The organism is Candidatus Hydrogenedens sp., assembly GCA_035378955.1.
Lineage (GTDB): Bacteria > Hydrogenedentota > Hydrogenedentia > Hydrogenedentales > Hydrogenedentaceae > Hydrogenedens.
Genome location: DAOSUS010000004.1, coordinates 22,693 through 39,305, shown reverse-complemented (window position 1 = coordinate 39,305; position 16,613 = coordinate 22,693). Strand labels below are relative to the sequence as shown.

General features: G+C 36.5%; 16 protein-coding genes and 1 tRNA gene. 6 read left to right on the top strand and 11 right to left on the bottom strand.

Going from position 1 to position 16,613, the window contains the following annotated elements:
• Window positions 1–2: 2 nt before the first annotated feature.
• From PLA12_01625 to PLA12_01590, 8 genes are all read right to left on the bottom strand, one after another.
• Window positions 3–605, bottom strand: a complete 603-nt coding sequence (locus PLA12_01625; protein ID HOQ31188.1) for a nitroreductase family protein — start codon at window positions 603–605, stop codon at window positions 3–5.
• Window positions 606–681: 76 nt separating this feature from the next.
• Window positions 682–2,382 (bottom strand): glycosyltransferase family 9 protein, encoded by a 1,701-nt coding sequence (locus PLA12_01620; GenBank protein ID HOQ31187.1) that lies wholly within the window; start codon window positions 2,380–2,382, stop codon window positions 682–684.
• A gap of 2 nt (window positions 2,383–2,384) precedes the next feature.
• Window positions 2,385–2,606: a hypothetical protein gene (locus tag PLA12_01615; protein ID HOQ31186.1), complete on the bottom strand. Its 222-nt coding sequence runs from the start codon at window positions 2,604–2,606 to the stop codon at window positions 2,385–2,387.
• 90 nt (window positions 2,607–2,696) lie between these two features.
• A complete protein-coding gene (locus tag PLA12_01610; protein HOQ31185.1) occupies window positions 2,697–4,169 on the bottom strand; it encodes a glycosyltransferase in 1,473 nt (490 codons plus the stop codon).
• Between the two features lie 25 nt (window positions 4,170–4,194).
• Entirely contained in the window at window positions 4,195–7,500 is a 3,306-nt protein-coding gene (locus tag PLA12_01605; protein ID HOQ31184.1) for a glycosyltransferase, read from the bottom strand.
• 41 nt (window positions 7,501–7,541) lie between these two features.
• A complete protein-coding gene (locus PLA12_01600) occupies window positions 7,542–8,177 on the bottom strand; it encodes a hypothetical protein (GenBank protein HOQ31183.1) in 636 nt (211 codons plus the stop codon).
• Complete coding sequence (csrA, locus tag PLA12_01595) at window positions 8,161–8,412, bottom strand: carbon storage regulator CsrA (protein HOQ31182.1); 252 nt, start codon at window positions 8,410–8,412, stop codon at window positions 8,161–8,163. The genes PLA12_01600 and csrA overlap by 17 nt, the downstream gene beginning before the upstream one ends.
• Window position 8,413: 1 nt before the next feature.
• Window positions 8,414–8,872 (bottom strand): flagellar assembly protein FliW, encoded by a 459-nt coding sequence (locus PLA12_01590; GenBank protein HOQ31181.1) that lies wholly within the window; start codon window positions 8,870–8,872, stop codon window positions 8,414–8,416.
• 183 nt (window positions 8,873–9,055) lie between these two features.
• Between PLA12_01590 and PLA12_01585 the strand changes: the two genes are divergently transcribed.
• Window positions 9,056–10,177, top strand: a complete 1,122-nt coding sequence (locus tag PLA12_01585; GenBank protein HOQ31180.1) for a winged helix-turn-helix domain-containing protein — start codon at window positions 9,056–9,058, stop codon at window positions 10,175–10,177.
• 123 nt (window positions 10,178–10,300) lie between these two features.
• On the opposite strand, the gene PLA12_01580 is transcribed toward PLA12_01585, so the two are convergent.
• The 3 genes from PLA12_01580 to PLA12_01570 all read right to left on the bottom strand — a co-directional run bounded on the left by PLA12_01580 (window position 10,301) and on the right by PLA12_01570 (window position 11,529).
• Window positions 10,301–10,387, bottom strand: a tRNA-Leu gene (locus PLA12_01580).
• A 145-nt stretch (window positions 10,388–10,532) separates the two neighbouring features.
• A complete protein-coding gene (locus PLA12_01575; GenBank protein HOQ31179.1) occupies window positions 10,533–10,787 on the bottom strand; it encodes a hypothetical protein in 255 nt (84 codons plus the stop codon).
• A gap of 13 nt (window positions 10,788–10,800) precedes the next feature.
• Window positions 10,801–11,529 (bottom strand): sugar phosphate nucleotidyltransferase, encoded by a 729-nt coding sequence (locus tag PLA12_01570; GenBank protein HOQ31178.1) that lies wholly within the window; start codon window positions 11,527–11,529, stop codon window positions 10,801–10,803.
• Between the two features lie 135 nt (window positions 11,530–11,664).
• Between PLA12_01570 and PLA12_01565 the strand changes: the two genes are divergently transcribed.
• From PLA12_01565 to PLA12_01545, 5 genes are read left to right on the top strand one after another with little or no spacing between them, the layout of a single operon-like run.
• Complete coding sequence (locus tag PLA12_01565) at window positions 11,665–12,387, top strand: DUF1080 domain-containing protein (GenBank protein HOQ31177.1); 723 nt, start codon at window positions 11,665–11,667, stop codon at window positions 12,385–12,387.
• A 14-nt stretch (window positions 12,388–12,401) separates the two neighbouring features.
• Window positions 12,402–13,637 (top strand): DNA-processing protein DprA, encoded by a 1,236-nt coding sequence (gene dprA / locus PLA12_01560; GenBank protein ID HOQ31176.1) that lies wholly within the window; start codon window positions 12,402–12,404, stop codon window positions 13,635–13,637.
• 12 nt (window positions 13,638–13,649) lie between these two features.
• On the top strand, window positions 13,650–14,384 hold the full coding sequence (locus PLA12_01555; protein HOQ31175.1) for an ABC transporter ATP-binding protein: 735 nt from the start codon (window positions 13,650–13,652) through the stop codon (window positions 14,382–14,384).
• 4 nt (window positions 14,385–14,388) lie between these two features.
• Complete coding sequence (locus PLA12_01550) at window positions 14,389–16,083, top strand: hypothetical protein (protein ID HOQ31174.1); 1,695 nt, start codon at window positions 14,389–14,391, stop codon at window positions 16,081–16,083.
• A gap of 3 nt (window positions 16,084–16,086) precedes the next feature.
• A complete protein-coding gene (locus tag PLA12_01545) occupies window positions 16,087–16,482 on the top strand; it encodes a secondary thiamine-phosphate synthase enzyme YjbQ (GenBank protein ID HOQ31173.1) in 396 nt (131 codons plus the stop codon).
• The last annotated feature ends 131 nt before the right edge of the window (window positions 16,483–16,613 follow it).

The following is a 16,613-nucleotide window of genomic DNA, read 5'->3' as shown; positions in this document are numbered from 1 at the left end:
CGTTAAAACTTATCTTTAATGATAACTTCTTCGTAGGGAAGTTGTCCCGCCCGAGGCCAGGCAGGTTTAATGGCTTTACCTACCGCAATCATCATAGAAATTACATGGTCAGGTGGAAGATTTATTAATTTACCTACAGCATCAAAATCAAAACCAACCATAGGACAGGAGTCATATCCCATTGCTTTTGCACATAACATTAAGGTTTGTCCTGCAATACCACAAGAACGCATAGCCTCATCTCGCTGAACCTCTTCTCGTCCCTGATAATATTGGGCAATGGCGGGGACAACGAAATTCTGTATCTCTTCCGGTGCATTTCTCCAGTATCGTTCAGGTTGTTTTTCCCATGATTTTACATCTGCACATAGAACAACAAGTAAAGAAGCATCGGTTACCTGCGATTGATTCCATGCTACTTCACGAATTTTTTGCCGTAATTCGCGGTCCTGCACTATCACAAAACGCCAATTTTGTATATTAAACGATGTCGGAGATAAAAGTACCGCAGACATTAACTTTTTGATCTCTTCCTCTGTCATTTTGTGATTGGAGTCAAAATGCTTTACGGCTCTTCGTTGTTCAACGGCTTCAAAAACATCCATAACTTATACTCCTTTTTGTATAGTTACAATTTTCTCATCTTTAAGGTTCGGATTTATAACAAAATAAAAAAAGGTTTTATTCTAAAAGGCTATTTTCGTTGTTTTGAAGGTAATCACAACATTTTTTGACTTTCTTTGCCATCAATGTTGAACGCTCATAGCCTCCTCGATAGATGTTCAATGTCTGTTTTGCCAGTTCCAGAGGATTACTCCCTTCCAGATTATCGCGTTCGAATTTAGTAACAAGGGTAATAGGTTTTAAGTAGGAATTGAGTTCTCCATATATTCGTATTTGTTCATCAATTTCTGATAATAATTTGACTTGTTCGCGTGCTCTCATAATTTTGCCATCGGTTATAGTGCTTTTTAACTGTTCTGTAATATGAATTCCCTGCTTATACTTTCCTGCCAATTCCTCGAAAGAACCCCGAAATTCCTTATTCCACATAGTAAGAGTTTTTGTATCTGGAGCAATATAATACTGAAACAATTTGTGGAGATTTTCAATTTCGGTTTGTTTATGTGGGGTTACATTAAGATGTTCCAGCCACATTAACCGATAGGCAAAACGCAGAAAATCTTTTTCATCAATTTCCCGCCGAATAACAGGATAGAATTGTAAACAACCATCAGGGGCAAATTCCGAGATGTGAACATTGACATTATCCATATCCGGTGTAAGTTCATGTTGGACTAATTGTTTTTTCTCACGCATGGAAAACAGCCATTCGATTGCTTTAAGGACCTGTTCGGGTTGTATCCTATCTAAAGGATGAACCTCTGAAGATTTTGAAGAAATATCCATTTTAAAAGAGCGTTCCCTTAATTCGATAGCACAATTTCCCCTGCCATAAGGACCTGTTTCACGAAAGTGCACATAACCAACGGATACAAGCATTACAGGACATTTCACAGCGGATGCAAGGTGCATTGTCCCTGTATCATTAGTTACTAATAAATGGGAGCGTTTTAATAGCCCTGCCAACTGAGGTATGGTCGTTTTCCCAAAAAGTGGAATTGCAAGACCCGGAACTTCCCTTTGAAATTTCTGACCCAATTCTGCCTCTGATGGCACCCCTACGAGAAATATCCGTGCCTTGTATTTTTCATGCAATTTTTTCCCTAATTGAGCAAAATATTCTGCAGGCCAGCGTTTGTTGGCTTCACTGGCACCCAATTGCATACATACAACAAAATCTTCCGGTTCGATGTGATATTCTGCAAAAAGATGGTCTGTAAATTCCATAGCATTGGAATTCACCTCAAAAACAAGTTCTTTTACAGGTTCCGGGATAGATTCATAGAGTTTAAATATATCGCATAGGTTTAAATCATTGTAATCCCGTGAAAGAACACTGGTGAAAAAATAAACAGTCCAGGGTCCCCTTAATGTAAATTGCCAATCTTCAGACAAATGAGCCCCGATAACCTTAGGAATTTGAGCCAATTTTAAAAGCAAAGCAGATGAGGTGCTATGTGTTATGTTGTAAGCAATGTCAAAGTTTCGTTGCCGCAAATCAAGGATTAATTTTTCCACTTCTTTATAGGCATTCATATATCGGTCAGAATCTCGAGCAATCATATCTGAAAAAATAGGGTCTTCATGGTAAATAATATAATCGTTTACATCAGGATTGGCTTTAATAACCTCTTCACTCATCGCTCGTATCATCACAGTAATATGGGCATGCGGATATTTTGTTCGAATTTGACGAAATAGAGGAGTGGTCTGTATCGTATCTCCAATTCTTGCCGTCTGCAAAATGAGTATTTTCACCGTTATTTCTCCCTCAATAAATTTTCACCAAAAACACGAACTTCATTCAGATACCAAAATACTTGAACAGGAAATGGAGTATTATCATCCAATATAGGTAAATGTTTATTAATTTCTTCCTGTAAAAAGGGTATATCTTGAGGTAATGTTGCAAGCCATTGCCCCAGAGGGCTATTTTTCCCATATCGTTCAATAATTTCTCCGACAGTCCTCTGTATACGCATTCCCTTCCTCATGATTTTCCCACCAAAAAATTCTTTAATATAATCCAACATTTGATTAGCACGGTGTTCGTAAGTATGTTCCTTCAAGGCTCATTTTTGAGCATTTTGGGCTATCTGTTGTCTTTCTTCCTCATGTTTCAAAAAGTAATCTATTTTATCCCGAAGTGTTTTCAGGTCGGTGTAGGTAGGGATTTCATTTTGGGTATCAAACAAATCCTCTAATCCTTTACAGGGGTCACAAAGTTGAAATCCGCCTGCAGAGGCGATTTCGAATACTCGTGGATTAATAGCATCAGCATCGGGGTCAACTCCTTCATGAATAACACTGGAATGAAGATTTAGATTAATTTTTGAACCGGCTACAATTTTCATATATTCTTCTGTATCAAATCCTTTATTTCCTTCTACTACATGAGGAAGTAGTTCCAATTCATTCCAGTTTACACCCCAGATTTTTAAATTGTAATCCGTAAGTCCCTTCAACATTTTGATACGGTTATAATATCCTGCCCCTGCGAAAGATAAGTCGCACTTATATATCTTCTCCTCATCAGGGCTTAAAGAAACAGGGGCATGGAGTTCCGGGTCGCAGGCTGTAAATATGGGAAAATGACAATGGCAACCGATAGCATCCAGTTTGTTATCAAACTCACCAGGTTGAATATGAAAAAATAAATTATAAAAGGGAGCTATTTCCTTCCAATAACTAAGATGTCGCCAATTTTCTACAAACCAGAATGCAGTTACAATTCCTCGCTCATTTAACCTCGAAACGAATAAATTTGTAACTGGAGCCTGTGCCATAACAATACAAATCTCTGGCTGGAATTCTATTACCTGAGCCAGACACCATTCCGAAAGAAACTTGGTGTAAAAATCTTCGAGTGAGTGAGCCATTTTGGGAGTTTTCAAAGTCTTGCCTATAGAATTAAAGACATTCCACGCTATTTCTGTATCTACAAGAAGTGTTTGATGTCCTAATTTTCGAAAAGCCCGATTTAAATATCGTGTGATAGGAAGGGAGCCTCCATACATAGGACCTACAATCGCAATATTGAAATGCTGTCGGTCGAAGCATTCCCGAGATATTCGTTTGATTAATGTCTCGCAAAATTCAGAATAGATACGGCTGACAACAGGATGAAAAAAAGGTTGCGGTATTTTATCGAGATAGTCCTTAAAAAAAGAATCATTAAAAAGATAATCCAATGTATCAGGAATAGCGAGTAATAAATCATCAGGCAATAGGTTATTTTGAATGGCGGTAAATGCAATATCTTTATCAGGTTCAATAACAATAACTTTGTATTCTTTTTGTATAAGTTCCTGTATATGATACCCCAATCCCAAACCGATAGCAACGACGGGTCGTTTTTTGTCCAGAGAGGATGCTTCTATTAATTTTTTTGCTTCTTCTGTGGGGTTATATTGACTGTGATAAAGAAGCCCTCCAACTCGAATCGTTTTTATACCCTTGCGTTTCTCGATAAGTTCAACCCGTTCACTTCTGTAATTTTCAGGAATTTCTTTTCGCCATTCCGCAATAGATTTAAATATACTCATAAGACATGCCTCTTACTTCGGTCTTTTATATCGATTCCAATCGTTTTACTTCCTTTTCCAACTCATCACTGGTCCCAAAGATTTCTATATATTCCTTTAATACATTAATTGCTTCTCGTGCTCTACCATGTCTGGACAGGAATGTTGAATATTTCAATATCAGCGAAACATCTCCGGGATAAAAATCTATGAATGCTTTAATTGTTTCTTCCACATTCTCTATATGTCCTAATTGCTCGCATACATAAATGTACAAATCAAGAACGCTCGGATAATCATAACTATTTGAGAAAGCATATTTTAGATGTTCATAAGATTTTTGAATATTCCCCATTTGTAAATATCCCTGCCCCATGGCAAGATGCAGACGAATGTTTTTCGGTTCTTCCTGAAACACCTTATTGAATATCTCTAATGCTGTTTGAACTTGGTTCATTGCCAGCATAAGTAGCCCGTATTCAATATATAATTCATTATTTTTGTCCATTTCTATGGCTTTTAAATAACACTCCTGGGCTTTTACAAGATTGCCGGTGTGTGCATACGCTTTCCCTTCGATACTGTATCGTTTCCATAGTGGTAAATCGCTTTCTGTTCTCGCAAGTTCAAATAATAAACCGATTTCCCCTGATTCTAATAATTTGCGAACTTGTTCATTAACCTCGTTTATATCCGAAGGGATTTTCTGTGCAATTACAATATACTGAAAAGTGCGTAATAACCTATACTCTTCATCAGAAACTTTATCAATACAAATCTTACCTATTTGCAGGTTTCCATTTTCTTTACGGGGTATCATATTTTCAGGGGATATAGAAAGAGGTTCCATAGTATTAATCAGAAGCCCTGCTTTACGAATTAATTCTTGTAATGTATTCTTCGTATAGAATTTTAAATGAGTTATATCCTGAATACCCGAATCACGATAATCCCATCTTCCAATAGATAGACCAAAAATGACACCCCAATATTGAACATTGGGAATGCTGATGATAACATAGCCATAAGGTTTCAGGTATCGGATTAGATTTCGCAATACCTTTTCAGGGTGTTCTGTATGTTCTAATACATCGCAACAGGTGATTACATCAAAATAGTTATCATCAAAAGGAAAACTATCTGTTTGGATATTTCCAACAAATACGGTATCCAAAACCTTCTTTGCAATTTCAGCAATTTCGGGGACAATTTCTATCCCAACCACTTCTTCAACACCCAATTCCCGTTTCATTGCTAAACCGAAATTCCCCGTAGCACAACCTACATCAAGAACCTTTTTTGTTCCTTGGGGAATATAATTTAATACCTCCCTTCTTTCAGAAGAGTAATAGTTTATAGGTTTTACTTCTAATCGGTTTGCTTTTGTTGTATCAATTTTAAAAATTTCCTCAACTTTGTTAAGAATTTGTTGGCATCTATGGTGATAAGTGTGTTTCCCTAAAACCTTTTGTTGCCCCTGCATAGCAATTTCGTATCTTTCCTCTTCATGTTCCAGATAATAATGAATTTTTTCAATTAAATCCTTTTCATTTTTGTAAATAACAAGGTCTTTCCCATCTTCAAACAATTCCAGAATACTATCCGCAGAATCTGTAATGAGTAAAGCCCCACCTGCCATACCTTCAAATACCCGCATATTTAAGTCATAATTAATGGCAGAATTTACAACAATTTTACTTCTTGAATAGACTTCTCCCATTTCAAGAGGCCATTTTTTACCAATGTAATGATTTGGGAATTTTTCAGCCACTTTCATTAACAACCTTCTTCTTTTATCCCCTTCATCAGGTGATAAACTACCTACAAAAGAGACATCAATATAACGGGGTAGTTCCTTTTGAGGATATAATTCGGGACAGCAAGCAAGAGGTAACCAAAAAACATGACGGATACCCTGTTCCTTGAATATTTTTACATGACTTTGTTGAGCCAGAAACACAATATCAAAATGTTTTGCCATTTCTAACCGTGTTTGTATGTCGAGGTGGGTATCAATAAAATACGCCACTCGAGGGATATTGAGCAAATCTATTAATGGGTCAATTGTTTTAAGTCCCGAATCAACATAGATATAGAAATCGAAGATATATCCTGATGGAATGCCCGAGAGGAGATTCTCTATGCGTTTTTCATCAAACGAGGTTGAGATTCTCTGAGGAGGATATGGAGGAGGATTTTGAAATCCCCACTTATAAAGCAATTCTTCAGGGCATCGAAAACCCGATGTTACAACATCATGGTCTTTTTCAAATGCGAATTCGAAATATCGAGCCGTTGTATGTGGGGAAGTAACATAATCTAATAAAATGTGATAATGTTTTGTTTCTGTTGATGGCTTTGTGATTGAAACAGAGGTCGTTTCTTTCCCACTTTGTTTTAAAATTATCTTTTGCCAATTCTCAACAAATTGAGATATAGGAAATTTCTTTTTAATAGTCTCTCTCCCTTGGGCTCCTATTTTTTTCGCCAAATCTGGATTTTCTAAAAGAAGTTCAAGGTATTTTCGCAATTGGGCAGGGTCAAACGATGTAAAACCATCTACCTCATTTGTAATTGGCGAAGTGCGATTGCTTAATGCAACCACCGGCATACCACAAGCCATCGCTTCTAATGTAGAAAGATTGTATCCATCTTCAAATTCCTGACGGGTTATATGAAGCAAACAGCGATTGAAACGATATGCAGATAGCAATTCTTCAAAGTTTGCGGAAGGTTTTGAGTTTTCAACACCCGGATTTTCTCCAACAATAATATTAGGTAATCCCTGGCAGAGAGTTTCCTGTAATGGAAAATCAAACATCCAGTTTCGCACCTGCATATAATTACCTACCCGTAAAATCACTTCCTCGCTTCCCTGATAACCCCCATACTCTTCTATATCAATACCAGGCAACACCACATACCCCGGATAACCATAATCATCTCTTTTCGAGGGAGAAATAAATACAAAAGTAAACAATTCAGATAAAACACCTAAAACCTTCTCAAAGTTTTCAATAGCAGAAATGTCATTTTTCGGCAGTGTTGTTTTTAGGTAGGTTTTTCTATTATGACATACGAGAATTTTAGGGCAGGGTGCTTCACGAATATCCCAGGCATTCGTTTCGTTATGGGCAATTACAATATCGTAATACCCTTTGAAAAGTCGTTCTCTCCACTCATTTTGGGGAACTTCATGTAAATTTTCAGGTTTAGGTCGGAATTCCGCTTTCCATTTTCGAGCAAGCAACCCCTCACTATACAATCCTAAATCCATTTCAAACCCCGTTTTTGCCATTAAACACATGTAAGGCTCGTGAAAATTAAAAGTCAAGATTTTAATTTGTCCCATGTTTCCTTTCTATTTATTTTATCACATTGGAATAAAACATATTAGGTTGATTTGGAAATATATTGTAATACCAATTGCTTTAATTGACTAACAATTTCGGGTTCTTTTTCTGCAAGGGGTGCTAATTCATATTCTAGTAAGTCCCCAAGACCGATACAGTCGTTATTTTCGAGGGACTTATAAGCATCTTCAAGGACCCGATTTAAATCTTCATGATGCTCTTTTATCATTTTTATAGTAGGGTTTTCTTCCGTTACATGGGAACTTAACAAATTAATTATAAGTGCCTCTCTTTTTTTTATTTCGCTCCATATTGCGGAAAGCTTCTGGAACGGGTCAAACCCTTCATCTGGATTTTCACTCTGAAATACTTGAGCAATTTCACGACATAACCCACTTAATTCGGGTGAATACAATTTAAGGTCTGCAATACCTTCTTCCACCAGCTGAGGTATGGGGTAGGTACTGATTTCTAATGTCCGTATGTTAGATACATCCATATCCTGAATAGATTCTAATGACTTTCCCGGATATACTTCCTGTTCATTAACTCTTAACTTCACCATTGCCAATTGTTGGGTGCTAAGAAAATTCATGATTTCATTCAAAGCAGATTGAAGGGTGTTCGGCGAATTCGAAAACTGAAATCCTTTTATACCATCAATGAGTATTTCCATCTTGGGGGTCTCCTTTGTTGGGTTGAAGAACAGGAATTTCTTTCGGGGGTTCTACCCGTGCCGCCTCTTCATTTTCCGCTTTGATTGATAGATAGACCTCTTTTCGATGAACAGGGATAGAACGAGGTGCCTCTATCCCTATCTTGACCTGATTTTCCCGTAATTCAAGCACTTTGATTTCGATATTATCGCCAATCATTATGCTTTCATCTTCCTTACGCGTGAGCACAAGCATATTAGACCTCCTGTCTATCGGTTGGTTGTTCATTTTGGGGTTGCGCAAGGAACCATTGGACAGGGTAATCCGTTCTGTCCAATACCATTTGCTTTGCTAACCTTGTTTTTGTATTTATTACAATGGGGGCTCTTAAATTCGTTCGGATTTTTGTTGGGTCTTCCGGAACCACAAGTAATGTATATATAGAAATCTCCTGAGGAGAAATAGCTTGTAATTCATGTAAGTCCTGAGGAGTGAACGGAACCTGATAGCCCTGTAAAACCTGCAAAGGTTCTAACAATAGAAAAGCCAATGAACCATCCTCTACGGATTGCAGCCACCATAGCGGGCTATCTTTAGGTCCCGGTAATAAAATAAATTTCTGGTAATTCTGAAATCCTAAAATAGGTTTTACAAATAAAAGAATTTGATTTTCATCAATTTCTATTTCACCAAATCGTGTTGTTTGTAATTTCATATAATTACATTTATTCCTTTTTTATTTTCAGTATGCAATATTTTATTTTACTATAACAACTTGATATTATTAAAATATAATCAGATAGTTAATCGTTACTTGTAATATTCTGTTAATAATTAATATATTGTTCAAAAAAGTGGTCTGAAAAACAAAAGCGGTAAATTGATAGGAGATTATGGAATGAAAGAGTATGATGATTTTAAACAGTTTATTAAGAATGAGATAGTAAAGGCTGTTGATGAGGAGGACAGTGAACGGGTTAAGTATTTACTATCCGCATTAGAAATGATGATTCAGATGAAGAAGAAAACCGAAATATCTGAATCAGAGAAACCTACCAAAGCAGGAACTAAAAAAGTAAAAGAAGTTAAAGCAAAGAAAAAAGTTTCTTCCCAAATTCTGGCAAAGAAATCAATGATTGCGGAAAAAAAAACGGCTAAAAAGCTTGAAAAAAAGGTAGGTAAGCAAGGACATACCACCGTTTCTTTAGAGAAAAAAGTTTCGGGCAAGAAAAAAGCAGTTTTTGATAGTGAATGGACTGAGGAAGAAAAACCCCTTGTAAGTGAAGAACCGCTAAAAAAGGATAAAGAGGAAGAAGTAGTTGTTCTTCATCAGGAAGTGGTAGAAAATCAAGAAACCCCTGTGGTTGAAAACTCAAAAGAAAAAACAGAGAAAAAATCCTCTTCGGGAAAAAGACTTCCATTCACAGGAAAATTGGAAAAAGGTTTGAAGACCCCACAATCTGCTTATATTTACCCTCTTTTAGATACATTGATGGAATTCAATGGCTCTGCCCCTTATTCCGTAATTACAAAACAGGTTTATGAAAAGATGAAGCATATTTTTAATAGTTATGACTTATCCCCGGTTACTCATAATAAATATATCCCTCGCTGGAAGGATACATTGAAATGGATAAAAATAGATCTTGTGAATAGAGGTATTCTCGAAAAGAACACCGAAAGGGGTATCTGGGCTATTACCGAATATGGAAAAGCATATTATGCCCAGCACAAGGATAAATTGAAGGGGGAAAATAATCAGTCTTCGGAGGAAGTCAAAGAACACGATATAGATGCGTATTCCCCGCAAACGATGTTAGAGGAAGGTGCTTCTGATAGCACCCCAAATTCAGAAGAAGTTCAAGAACAAAAAGAAGTTCAAGAACAAAAAGTAGTTATGGACACCTCGCAATTAATGTCAGAAGAATCTCATGCAGATATTCCACAAAGTTCTCAGGATGTTGGTGATCAGACTATTCCTTCAGATTTTTCTCCTTCAGAAACAGAGCAAAACGGTTAATAGATAAAGGCTACATTTTTACAAAGAATATATAAAATTTTCCTGACGAGATTAATTATTTGGAAAAACAATTTATAAGAGGTGCAAGATAAATTTAGTGAGAGAATTATAAGGGATGTTTAGTGGTGCCCGGGAGGAGAATTGAACTCCTACCCCATTTCTGGGACCAGATCCTTAGTCTGGCGCGTCTGCCATTTCCGCCACCCGGGCGAATACCTTTAAAAAAGTGTTTAAATTCTATAACAAATGATAGAAAAATTTAAAATCAGTGCGAAGTTTTGAAGAATTTCCTTTCGATATTTATGAAAATGAAAGATAAAACTTTCTAATGACGAGATGTAAAAAATCAAACGAATTATAGCATGGGTTCATGGCGACCTTTTCCCGAACCGTTTGGGTGGCGAAGGCAAAAATTAGCACTCATCGTTTGAATGGATGAAAATTTTCTTCCACAGAATTTGCATATATATTCATTTTTTGTTTCACCTTCATAGGGGACATGTTTCCCTTTTCCAGGTCCATTAGGATGCCTTACACATAGAGATGAGGTTAAAGATTGGACATTTGTGCTTTGTTTACCACAATACTTGCAAAAATAAACAGTGCCCATAAAATTATCCTCCTTAAATTTGTATACCGTGTTCTTTCGCTACAAGTATATTTGAGCGTAACAATGCCTCAAAACTTCCGCAGTCTGCCCACCAACCTTCTAAAAATTCATAAGTCATTGTCCCTCGTCGAATATATTCATTGTTTACATCGGTTATCTCTAATTCACCTCGCGCACTGGGTTTCAGTGTCTTACAAATATTAAATACATCCGAATCATACATATATATTCCAATTACTGCATAATTTGTGGGTGGAACTTTAGGCTTCTCTATAATCTCCTTCACTTTCCCATTTTCTACTACCGCAACACCAAATTCTTGAGGATTAGATACCTCTTTCAAAAAAATCTTTGCACCGGAATCTTGCTTTTCAAAATCATCTACGGCTTTTTTAATACTGCTCTGAGTAAAATTATCTCCAAGGATGACTACAACTTTATCTTTACCAACAAATGGCTCTGTAAGTGCGAGAGCATGAGCTATGCCTCCTTCTGTTTTTTGATAAGTATAATGAAGTTGATGCAAGCCGAAATCTTCTCCATTCCCCAATAATCGGAGAAAATCCCCTGCGTTATTTCCCCCTGTTACTATCATAATATCTTTAATACCAGCGTCTACAAGAGTTTGAATGGGATAAAAAATCATAGGTTTATTATAGACGGGCAATAAATGTTTATTAGTAACACGAGTTAAGGGTAATAATCGTGTTCCTAAACCTCCAGCCAAAACGACACCTTTCATCTAATTTCTCCTTATCTCTAATTTACAAATTGTATTATATTTGTCTTATCATTATACAATCTTTTATCTACTTTTAAAACTGATGATATTATTTATATGAGTTTAACATAATAAAAATCAATAGGAGAATAAAAAATGAAAATTCGAAAAATTATTTTAATGTCTGTAGTGGCTCTATTTGTGTTAGTGACTTTCTTTACTTGCTCCACAAATGGCAAAGAAGAAACTCAAAAACGAATTCCTGTCGGAAAATGCACAACTCCTCCACAAGGAGATGGCTGGGTAAATTTGTTTTCTTCAGAAAATCAATCGAAATGGGAAAATGTAACATCGAACAATAAAAAAGCAGGATTTGAATTTATGCCTGACAATGTTTTCCATATTTTCGGTTCTAAATCCGGGGGATATATAGCATATATGGGCGAAGAAATAACTGATTTTGAATTACATATCGAATTTAAATTGACCCCAAAAGCGAATAGTGGTGTATTCTTCCGTTCCGACCTGAAAGACCCTGTTCAAAAAGGATTTGAAATACAGGTTTTAGAGGATTATGGACAGTCTCCTAACAAAAATGGTTGCGGCTCTTTGTATGATGTAGCCACTCCTATGTTTAATATGTGCTTACCGCCCGGTGAATGGAATTCTTATGATATTACATGTAAAGATAGTCATCTCGTAGTTGTAATGAATGGTTGGAAGGTTATTGATGTGGATATTTCTCTTATGACAATGCCCATTGGAAAATTTGATACACCATTAGCACAACTACCCCGTAGAGGATATTTCCAGCTTCAGGACCACGGGGGAGAAGTGTGGTATCGAAACGCTTATTATAAAAATCTTGCAGGTAATTAATACAGGAAGTAGACATGTACTCCGAACAACAAAAATATTGGCTAACTCTATTTTTAATTCCGGGTATTGGTTCCACTACTTTTATAAAACTTATAGCCCGTTTTGGTTCCCCTTACGAAGTGCTTTCCGCATCGGAAAAAGCCCTGTCCGAAGTAGTTGGAAAAACTTTAGCCCATAGAATAGCCCATTACCGTGAAGTTGTAGATGTAGATACTGAACTAAGGTTGATTGAAAATCATAAGGTAAAAATTATTACCTTAGATGACCCGGAATACCCCGTCTCGTTAGCAGAAATCTATGACCCACCTCTGGTTTTGTATTGCAAAGGAAATTTACTAAAAAGAGACCAATATTCTATTTCTATTGTTGGCACACGAAAATATAGCCCTTACGGTAGTAAAGTAACACATTTCTTTGCTCAGGGTCTGGTAAATGCAGGTTTTACCATTGTGAGTGGTCTTGCTTGGGGTATTGATACCATAGCCCATCAGGTGGCTCTGGATAGTGGGGGTAGGACTATTGCCTTTTTAGGCTGTGGAATTGATGTTATATATCCCAGAGAAAATAAAAATTTATATGAGAGAATACAAAATCAAGGAGCGGTAATATCTACCTTTCCCATGCAAACGAAGCCCTTAGGCAATAATTTCCCAATACGCAATCGTTTTATTAGTGGATTTTCATTGGGGACAATTGTTACAGAAGCAACAAAAAATAGTGGAGCCTTAATTACCGCACAACATGCCGTAGAGCAGGGAAAAACAGTTTTTGCTGTCCCCGGTCCTATCGGTTCGTTAAATAGTGAAGGACCCCATGGCTTAATCCGACAAGGAGCAAAGTTGGCAGAAAAAATTTCGGATATTATCGAAGAAATTCCTTTATATGCTCGTGAAAATTTTGCTGACGACATCTCGGATATTGGCAAAAAAACAACTCAACCCGCACAAGAATATACAAAACAAAAAATCCAATACACCTTGTCTATGGCGATAAAACCTTCTTCAGAGACAGTCCCTTCAAAACCAGAAAAAACTGAAAAAAATATCCAACAAACCAATTCTAACTCTTTTGCTTCTCAAAGTCCACTGGAAAAGAAAATCCTATCTATTTTAAGTCCTGAAGGTTCTTATGTAGATGAAGTTGCCATATCCTGCCAGATACCTATTTCTCAAGCACTTTCAACATTAACCTTAATGGAAATGAAAGGTTGGGTTAAACAATTTTCAGGAAAAAGATTTGCAAAAGCATAAATCGGAGCTACCATGATAAAAACAGAAAATCTGACCAAAAAATTTGGCGAAAAAATCGCCGTTAATAAACTTAATATTGAAGTTCCACGCGGCACCTTTTTTTGCTTTTTAGGACCTAACGGTGCCGGTAAAACAACGACAATTAAAATGCTAACAGGTCTAATGCGTCCCACAGAAGGAAAAGCATTTATATCTGGAATTGATATTCAACAGGACCCCGTCAAAGCTAAGAGATACATTGGATTTGTGCCTGACCATCCATTCCTTTATGACAAGTTAACAGGAAGAGAGTTTTTAAAATTTATTGCAGGACTATATCAAATCTCAGAAAAAGAATTTAAAGAACGAACAGAAGAACTGGTCGGTTTATTTGGTTTAAATTCTGTCATTGACCAACTTATTGAAGATTATAGCCATGGTATGCGACAGAAATTATCATTCACGGCTTGTTTTCTGCATAAACCCGAAATTGTTATTGTAGATGAACCCTGGGTAGGACTTGACCCCAAAAACATAAGATTTGTAAAAGACTATCTTAAAGAAAAAACACGGAAGGAAGGTGTGACCGTTTTTATGTCTACTCATACATTAAGTATTGCAGAAGAAATTGCAGATGTTATTGGCATTATCCATCAAGGAAAGTTATGTGCGTTTGGTTCTGTAAATGATATTAAGTCCCTTTCCGATACTCCCGGGAATCTGGAAGATGTATTTTTAGAGTTAACAAAAGAAACAGATGAAGTGTAAAAGTATGAATCAGATTTCCGCTATTTTAGAAGCAAAACGAAATATCCTGAAACATCAGATATTAAGTATTCGAAAAGAATCAAAACTAAAAGTTACCGTAATTACAATTTCAGCTATTGCTATCTGGTTAGGGATTTTTTTCGGCCTTTATGAAGGTTTCAACTGGTTATTAACATTCGGTTCCAGGGCAGGGATAGAAGTAAATTTTGGGGAACTGTTAATGGCACGGATGTTTATGATACTAATGAGTGCGGTTTTTCTGTTCCTTATATTTTCAAATGTTCTCATAGCCTTTTTTACCCTTTATAAAGCAGAAGAGATTTTTTTCCTTGTTCAAACGCCAATTCCTTATCAACGCCTATTCCTTGTCCGTTTTGTTGAATGTGTTGCTTTTAGTTCATGGTCAGTTGCCTTTCTCGGTGTCCCTCTTATACTTGCTTATGGATTAAGCCTAAAAACCCCTATATTCTTTTACATTATGTCAATTATCTTTTTCATACCATTTATCATAATACCGGCAAGTTGGGGAAATATTATTACTCAATTTTTAGTACTTATATTCCCGAAAATAAAGTTAAGAACAATGATTTTATTCGGTATCCTGGCGGTTATATTCCTATTCTGGTATTTAACCACCATGTTAAAGGGAACGCGAATCAGTGAGGATACCATTCTACCTGTATTCCTGAGTGCTACCTCTCGTGTTCAATCTCCTTTATTCCCACCCTATTGGTTTTCTCAAGGGGTATTAAAATCTAAAGACAGTCAGTTTTCCGAGGTTCTGTTCTGGTTTATGCTTCTTATGTCCAATGCTTTATTCTTTACCTTTTTAGGGTCGATTATATCTAAGTGGATATTTTATCCGGGCTTTTCAGGTTTACAGGGTAGTGGACAGAGAAGGATAAAACTTCCTAATAAAGGGATTTTAGGTCGTCTGGATACCTTATTAAGTTTTATTCCTTACCCATACAAACCTTTGGTCATAAAAGATGTTCGAATGTTCTGGCGAGATGCAACCCAATGGTCTCAATTTATTATATTTTTTGGTATTATGGCGATTTATATTGCCAATCTGCGTAATACTACCAAATACTTTGAACAAGAGATGTGGCGCAGTTTTGTTGCCTGTATGAACATAGCCTCATTAAGTCTTATCCTTGCTACCCTAACCAGCCGTTTCATTTTCCCACTAATTAGTTTAGAAGGACACCGTTTCTGGATTATTGGTTTGGCACCCATCACACTTCGGCAGATATTATGGCAGAAATTTTGGCTCAGCGTGATGACCTCCGCACCTTTTACCGTTACTCTTGCTATTTTATCAGGTTATATGCTTCAACTGGCTCCTCTTTATTATTTCATGACAATATTCAGCATTGTCCTTATGAATTTCGGGCTTTCAGGTCTTGCCGTTGGATTAGGTGCCCTTTATCCCAGTTTTGAGGAAGATAATCCGGCAAGAATTGTTTCAGGTTTGGGTGGAACTTTGAACCTATTGTTAAGCATTTTCTATATCACCATAGTAGTTACAGCCCAAACGATAATTCTTCAATGGCGGGTGCTTGAACAATTCACACGCCCGGGTTATTTCTGGTTTGCCTTGGCATTTGTAATCACTTTGATAGTAACATTAACAGGTATAGCAGTTGCCTTGCCTATGTCTTTAGGTTTAAAAAACTTAAAATCACTGGAGTATTAAAAAATGAAAATAGTTAACATTACCACTTCAAAGCGAACCCATTTTATACCTTTAGATTCATATATCGAACAATTTATTCAGGAAACAGGGATAAAAAATGGGATAGTTTGTGTTTATGTTCCTCATACAACAGCAGGAATTACTATTAATGAAAATGCAGACCCCGATGTCTTGCATGATATTGACAAAACACTGGATACACTTATTCCCTGGAATGGAAATTACAAACATGCCGAAGGGAATTCCCCTGCCCATGTAAAAGCATCTCTTATGGGCTCCTCTGTTCAAATAATCATTCAAAACGGGAAATTAGTCTTAGGGACATGGCAATCGGTTTTCTTTTGTGAATTTGATGGACCTCGAACAAGGAAATTTTATATAGAAGTAATTCCTACCTAATAATCTTTTCTACGAAGGATTAAAGATTCTAATTGCTTATAGCAATCTTCACATATTGTATGGGTTAAAGAAGGAACTCGTATCTGTGTTAGTAATCCATATTTATTTATAAATTGTTTTGTGTAATCTAT

What these genes read in the sequence shown, in the direction of transcription:
- PLA12_01545 (HOQ31173.1), top strand. Translation starts at nt 16,087, where the DNA reads ATGAAAATAGTTAACATTACCACTTCAAAGCGAACCCATTTTATACCT.
- PLA12_01575 (HOQ31179.1), bottom strand. Translation starts at nt 10,787, where the DNA reads ATGGGCACTGTTTATTTTTGCAAGTATTGTGGTAAACAAAGCACAAAT.
- PLA12_01570 (HOQ31178.1), bottom strand. Translation starts at nt 11,529, where the DNA reads ATGAAAGGTGTCGTTTTGGCTGGAGGTTTAGGAACACGATTATTACCC.
- PLA12_01565 (HOQ31177.1), top strand. Translation starts at nt 11,665, where the DNA reads ATGAAAATTCGAAAAATTATTTTAATGTCTGTAGTGGCTCTATTTGTG.
- dprA (HOQ31176.1), top strand. Translation starts at nt 12,402, where the DNA reads ATGTACTCCGAACAACAAAAATATTGGCTAACTCTATTTTTAATTCCG.
- PLA12_01605 (HOQ31184.1), bottom strand. Translation starts at nt 7,500, where the DNA reads ATGGGACAAATTAAAATCTTGACTTTTAATTTTCACGAGCCTTACATG.
- PLA12_01615 (HOQ31186.1), bottom strand. Translation starts at nt 2,606, where the DNA reads ATGCGTATACAGAGGACTGTCGGAGAAATTATTGAACGATATGGGAAA.
- PLA12_01550 (HOQ31174.1), top strand. Translation starts at nt 14,389, where the DNA reads ATGAATCAGATTTCCGCTATTTTAGAAGCAAAACGAAATATCCTGAAA.
- PLA12_01610 (HOQ31185.1), bottom strand. Translation starts at nt 4,169, where the DNA reads ATGAGTATATTTAAATCTATTGCGGAATGGCGAAAAGAAATTCCTGAA.
- PLA12_01625 (HOQ31188.1), bottom strand. Translation starts at nt 605, where the DNA reads ATGGATGTTTTTGAAGCCGTTGAACAACGAAGAGCCGTAAAGCATTTT.
- PLA12_01555 (HOQ31175.1), top strand. Translation starts at nt 13,650, where the DNA reads ATGATAAAAACAGAAAATCTGACCAAAAAATTTGGCGAAAAAATCGCC.
- csrA (HOQ31182.1), bottom strand. Translation starts at nt 8,412, where the DNA reads ATGCTTGTGCTCACGCGTAAGGAAGATGAAAGCATAATGATTGGCGAT.
- PLA12_01600 (HOQ31183.1), bottom strand. Translation starts at nt 8,177, where the DNA reads ATGGAAATACTCATTGATGGTATAAAAGGATTTCAGTTTTCGAATTCG.
- PLA12_01590 (HOQ31181.1), bottom strand. Translation starts at nt 8,872, where the DNA reads ATGAAATTACAAACAACACGATTTGGTGAAATAGAAATTGATGAAAAT.
- PLA12_01585 (HOQ31180.1), top strand. Translation starts at nt 9,056, where the DNA reads ATGAAAGAGTATGATGATTTTAAACAGTTTATTAAGAATGAGATAGTA.